This is a genomic window from Alcanivorax sp. HI0083, assembly GCF_001635175.1.
Genome location: NZ_LWFX01001338.1, coordinates 1 through 1,890 on the forward strand (window position 1 = coordinate 1; position 1,890 = coordinate 1,890).

General features: G+C 66.7%; 1 protein-coding gene. It reads left to right on the top strand.

Going from position 1 to position 1,890, the window contains the following annotated elements; genetic code table 11:
• The coding region (locus tag A3754_RS19920) for a DUF802 domain-containing protein (protein WP_063521085.1) at positions 1–1,890 on the top strand (1,890 nt) is incomplete at both ends.

The window sequence follows — 1,890 nt, forward strand, 5'->3', positions numbered from 1 at the left end:
CTCTCGGCCTACGTACGCCGCTGCTTTACCGCCCTGCCCGGCCCGGTGTTAACCCCTTACCTCACCGGCCTGCTGGTGATGCTCGGCCTGCTCGGCACCTTCGTGGGCATGATCGTGACCCTGAAAGGCGCCGCCACCGCCCTGGACGGCAGCAGCGAACTGACCGCCATCCGCAGCGCCCTGTCCGCCCCCATCGCCGGCCTGAGCCTGGCCTTTGGCACCTCCATTGCCGGGGTAGCGGCCTCCGCCATGCTGGGTCTCACCGCCACCCTGTGTCGCCGCGACCGCATGGACGTATCCCGCCAGCTGGATGACGCCGTGGATGGCCAGCTGTATCGCTTCTCCCTGAACCACCAGCGTGAAACCGCCTACGCCGCCCTGCAAAGCCAGTCCCAGGTATTCCCGGAACTGGTCACCGCCCTGCAGACCCTCACCGGGCGCATGGAGCAAATGGGCGAGCAGCTCACCGGCAATCAGCAAGCCTTCCACAACGGACTCCAGGAGCAATACCAGGGACTGGCCCGCTCCGTGGGCGACTCCCTGCGTGACACCCTGGCCGACAGCAGCCGCCTGGCCGCGGAAAGCGTGCAGCCGATCATGGCCCAGTCACTGGCCAGCCTCAGCGAGCAGGTTCAGGGCACCCACGAAAAGCTCAACGCCATCACCGAACAGCAGCTCGGCACCCTCACCGAACGCTTCCGCGACACCACCGAGCACGCCGCCGAACAATGGCGCGCCGGCCTCGCCGAGCACCAGCAAACAAGCGCCCGGCTGGTCAACGACATCAGCACCTCCCTGGCCGCTCACCACGACCAGTTCCAGCACAACAGCAACACCCTGCTGCAACAGGTCCGCGATACCCAGCAACAACTTGGCAGTGCCAGCGAGCAACAGCTGGCCAGCATCACCGGTGAATTCCAGGCTGTCACCCGTCAGGCACTACAAGACTGGAACGCCGGACTGGAAGCCCACCGGGCCAGCGGCGCGGACCTGCTTGAACAACTACAGAGCAGCCAACAGGCCGTGGCCGAACACAGCGAGAAGCAGTTTGCCGCCATCGCCGGGCAATTCCAGGCCAGCACCGAACAGGCCGCCCAGCACTGGCAAACCGGCCTCGGCGAGCAACAACGCACCGTGGCCACGCTGGTCAGCGAAATCCGTAGCGCCCTGCACGAACACAACAGCGAATTCCGCGACAGCGCCGCCGGGCTGCTCAGCGGCCAGCAAACCGGCATGGACAGCCTGATCACCCAGCTGGGCGAACAGTTGAATGCCCTGCGCGACCAGGAAGCGGCCCGTGGCGATGCCGCCAGCGAACGCCTGGCCGGGCTGGAGGCCACCGTCACCGAGCATCTGGGCCGCCTGGGCACCGCTCTGGAAGCGCCCATGACTCGCCTGATCGAAACCGCCTCGCAAACCCCGAAGGCCGCCGCTGAGGTGATCACCCGCCTGCGCGAGGAAATGACCCACAGCAGCGAGCGGGATAACGAACTGCTGGAAGAGCGCCGCCGCATCATGACCGAGCTGGACACCCTGCTCTCTGGCCAGCAAGCCGCCGCCGATGCCCAGCGCAACGCCATCGACACCCTGATCCGCACCTCCAGCGAGACGCTCAGCCAGGTCAGCGACACCTTCTCGCAACAGGTCAGCGACCAGGCCAGCCGCCTGAATCAGGTGGCCGGCGACGTCACCGGCAGTGCCGCCGAAGTGGCCAGCCTCAGCGACGCCTTTGCCGCTGCCGTGCAGGTGTTCAGCAGCGCCAACGACACCCTGCTGGACAACCTGCACCAGGTGGAAACCTCACTGGAGAAATCCGCCGCCCGCGCCGACGAGCAACTGGGCTACTACGTGGAGCAGGCCCGCGAGGTAATCGAGCTGAGCATGGCCTCG